We start from the raw sequence: 3,945 nt of genomic DNA on the forward strand, positions 1-3,945 counted from the left end.
ACATATAAAATTGAGCGGAAGCGCCTTCCAGCTTTGTTTTCCAAGGTCATAGGGTATCTCTATGCCACTAGCAAAACAAAGGAGGGATTTTGAGACGCCCTCTCACTCGTCTTTGTCAAGCGAATGGCAACAGCAAAACGCAGCCGGGGTGGTTCCAGCTGCGCTGATTTGAGGAGAATGAATTCCTACGCTGGGTAGATTCTGAGTCTGCGATCGGGTTCATCGCCTACAGAATGAGAATTGAGGCGATATCGTTCTACCAGCTCATGCTGCAACTTTCGTAGCCAGCTAGAGCGGGGTAGGAGTTCCACCGGCTGCTGCTGCGGAATCACGACTTGCTCCACCGCTAACCGGGCTTCCTCCAGTGCCGCCAACTCCTCATTCCGATCACGGGCTTCCTCAAAATTCATCTCCCAGTCCTGCCTGTCGTCTCGCGAATCCATTCCCAATAGCTGCCGCAGCGTGCGGGTCATGTGGGCAGGCGTATTGGCTTTGACGACATGGAGAGGAATCTGCTGGTTCTTTGCAAGCCGCTGCAAATTGTCGTGCTTCCGGGCATGGGAGCGCAGAGCAACGATCGCATCCGCATCACTCACATACTTCGTGAGAACCATCGGCAGGTTCAGGGCATCAATGATCTGTTGTAGCTGATAAGCACTGATAGCATAGGGGTACACGCGCATCTGAGGACTGTCCTGAGCCTGGGCAAAGTCCTGGTCCACCTTAGGGAGAGAATGGAATCGGTTTCTCTCTGGAGCAGTTCTCACTTCGAGTGATCGATCAGGCCACTGCCGTTTAGCTGATGCTGCTGAAAACGGGAGAACCTGGGCAGAGCGATGGGGTTTAACCAGCGGCGTTCCTGCTGCGGTTGTCTTTGTAATGACAAGCTGTCCCTGCTCATTGATCGATCGCTGTTGAGGCTGAGGCTGTCGTCCTCGGAGCAGCGCATCCACGGCTTCCGCCACGTTCTCATGCACGATCCATTGCTGTCGCTCCACCATCTCCACGGCAATCTCGAAAGTGGGAGGGGCTTTGCGCTCCAGCACACTCTTTTGAGAGCCGCGTCGCCGCGCTTCTTCATCCCCCAACGTCACGGATTCAATCCCGCCCACCAGGTCAGAGAGTGTGGGGTTCTTGATCAAATTCTCGATCGCATTGCCGTGAGCCGTACCCACGAGCTGCACCCCTCGTTCCGCGATCGTCCTTGCAGCCAGCGCCTCCAGTTCCGTCCCGATCTCGTCAATGACAATGACTTCGGGCATGTGGTTTTCGACCGCTTCGATCATGACCTGATGCTGAAGCTCAGGATGCGCCACCTGCATTCTTCTGGAACGACCGATCGCCGGATGGGGAATATCGCCATCGCCTGCAATCTCGTTCGAGGAGTCAATAATCACTACCCGCTTATTCAGGTCATCTGCCAGAACACGAGCAATTTCTCGTAGTGCCGTCGTCTTGCCCACCCCCGGACGACCCAGCATCAGGATGGACTGCCCCGTTTCCACCAGATCGCGGATGAGAGCGATCGTCCCATAAATCGCACGACCGACTCGAAGGGTGAGACCAATGACTTCTCCCTGGCGATTGCGGATGGCACTAATACGGTGCAGCGTTTGCTCAATGCCTGCACGGTTGTCGCCGCCAAAGGCACCAAGACGATCGACACAGTGCTGCAACTGCTGTCGGGTCACGGTTTGCTGAGACAGATACTGGGAGCCATGAGGAAACCGAGCTTCAGGCGGTCTCCCAAAGTCCAGCACAACCTCCACCAAACTGTCGCGATCGGGATGGTGCTCTAAGGGTTGCCGGATCTCTGGAGGTAGGATATCGAGGAGCTGCTGGAGATCGTTGTGATTCTGCATCAAAAAGAATGGTAGAAGAACGCCAGGAAAAAAGAGAGTAATAGAAATATGAACGCGACTGGCCTGCCCGCTACGCAAGCGCCGTAGCAGGCAAGCCAGTCACCGGGCTGAAGCAGCAACTGTAAAACGGGAAGCCGTAAGGATCAAAGGATTGAATTTTGAAAAGACTGCTTGGCTTCAACCAGCCAATAAACGCCATTTGGATTATTTTTAATCTAACAAATTGTTTCTGAGCAGAGCATCCGCTGAGCCGTAATCAGCAGGTGTGGATTTTACCTGCCCCGTTGCATCGATCGCACATAGCATTTCCACCCTCAGCAAGCTAAAGCAAAAACCTCCCTTACGTTCACAAGAGAGGCTTTCGCGTCAATATTACCCTAGCATCGAGCTATTGTTGCAGGAGGCTACCCTTCAACTATCGTCGCCGTTTCGACGTTTCACACCTGAGTTCGAATGGGGTCAGCGTGGTTCCACCGCACCATCGACACCAGGAATGCTGTATAAATCCTGACAGGGGTGAACCCTAAAATTGCATAGCGACTTGTCAAAGTAGGAATCAAACCACCCATGATTGTGAAGTCAAGCCCTCGGTCTGTTAGTACGGCTCGGCTGCATCCATAACCAGTGGGATGTGAATGTTGTCTCACCAGAAACAGGCTTGGGACAGTTGGCAAGACAATTGGGCTATTCGACTCAGTTTGAGAGTGATCAGAAAGAAGTGCCTGCTGCCCTGTTTCAGCGGCAATAGTTTGACTGAACGCCTATTTCTAATGCCAGGTTTTGCATTAGCTGAAATCTCTGAAATGCAACGGTGGTGTACTGCGATCGCCTTGCAGGGTTGTTTCTCGCAGCTTTATCAAGAAGCCTGTGCTGTCTGATTCCAATATTCAAGCATCTGAATCCGAATCGATTCTGACGCGGCTGTAGCGATTGCTGACCAGTCAGCTTGGGTCAGGGTGGTTCGCAAGATAGCTTTGACCTTAGCGTAATCAGGTTGGGGCTGAAGAGCGCTCTGAATCAGGCCATCTTCTTGTAGCGCGTCCCAAAGCTGCTGCTGAATAGTAACTGGAGGTTGTATCAGACGTTCTAGCACTAGCTTCCGCCCACAGGTGAAGGCTGCATCTTTGCCAATGCCCAGATTCAGTTCATTCAGGAGGGACTGAAACGCTTCCAGCACGATCGCTTGCAGTCGGCGTATTTGCTGGAAATGAATCGGGTCAGCAAGGAACTCTGGCAGATAGGCTCCAGCATAGCCTGCACCAATATCGCAGTTGACTTCTTCTTCGATTTTCAACAGTTCATCAAAGCGATCGTCACTGATCTTGAAGATCATTGGCTCTCCTCGGTATCCGAACCTGATACTCCCCAGTCTATCTCATCTTCCCAGTCGAACCCAGCAGACTGAGGCGTGTACCACTCAAAGTAAATTAAGTCCTCTTTGTGAGCATCCGGTCCACACTCGTTCATGTTTAAGCGACGGTAGAATGGTTCTGCGCCTGGCAAGGAATAAAGTCCTACCAACCCTCCATATCCCAGTTCATGACTGCAATAGCGAGCAAATTCTAGCAGTACGCTGCCGACAAAGCGATAACTGGGCGGATTTTGGATGGTGGGACGGTTCCAGGGAGCTGTTGCAGAATGGACATAGACAACTCATGGGGTGACAGAAGAGCTAGAGAGCAGACTGGATCAGTCTCATCGCCCGCAAACCCAGTAGAAAAAAGCGGCGTTTTTGCGGCTTGAGGTGCATTATTAACCCGGCAATCATAGAAGAGGCATGAAGTTATGCAGCATAAGCAATAAACCGATGCTTGAAATATCGCATGACTCGCTGTGGGAGCTTCTGGAGTTTATGCAAATGAGACGACACTCGCTGCTGCAACTGAGCCTGATTTCTAGTCAGTGGTTTGGCACGCACCCCCTGCTTCACATCACAGTTGAGATACTCGGCTGGGTTCAACTGCGGCGAGTATGGCGGCAGGTACAGCAGTTCGATCTCCTGCTCGTGCTCGTCCAACCACTGTTTCACTGCCCCTGAACAATGCACTGGATGCCGGTCCACAATCCACAGCAACTTGCGCTT

The 3,945-nt window shown here is 52.4% G+C and carries 4 protein-coding genes and 1 rRNA gene; all 5 read right to left on the reverse strand.

Annotated elements, in window-relative coordinates; all coding sequences use genetic code 11:
* Positions 1–185: 185 nt before the first annotated feature.
* Positions 186–1,862, reverse strand: a complete 1,677-nt coding sequence (locus H6F80_RS05595; RefSeq protein ID WP_190790613.1) for a R3H domain-containing nucleic acid-binding protein — start codon at positions 1,860–1,862, stop codon at positions 186–188.
* A gap of 375 nt (positions 1,863–2,237) precedes the next feature.
* Positions 2,238–2,354: ribosomal RNA gene (rrf, locus tag H6F80_RS05600) — 5S ribosomal RNA — on the reverse strand.
* A gap of 364 nt (positions 2,355–2,718) precedes the next feature.
* On the reverse strand, positions 2,719–3,195 hold the full coding sequence (locus H6F80_RS05605) for a hypothetical protein (protein ID WP_190790614.1): 477 nt from the start codon (positions 3,193–3,195) through the stop codon (positions 2,719–2,721).
* Positions 3,192–3,365, reverse strand: coding sequence for a hypothetical protein (locus H6F80_RS05610; protein WP_206755037.1), 174 nt, complete (start codon positions 3,363–3,365; stop codon positions 3,192–3,194). The genes H6F80_RS05605 and H6F80_RS05610 overlap by 4 nt, the downstream gene beginning before the upstream one ends.
* Positions 3,366–3,645: 280 nt before the next feature.
* Positions 3,646–3,945 (reverse strand): transposase (locus H6F80_RS05615; RefSeq protein WP_242067184.1); only part of this gene is annotated, 300 nt, incomplete at its 5' end.

It is taken from the genome of Leptolyngbya sp. FACHB-711 (assembly GCF_014695615.1).
In the GTDB taxonomy this organism is placed as follows: domain Bacteria; phylum Cyanobacteriota; class Cyanobacteriia; order Elainellales; family Elainellaceae; genus Leptolyngbya_A.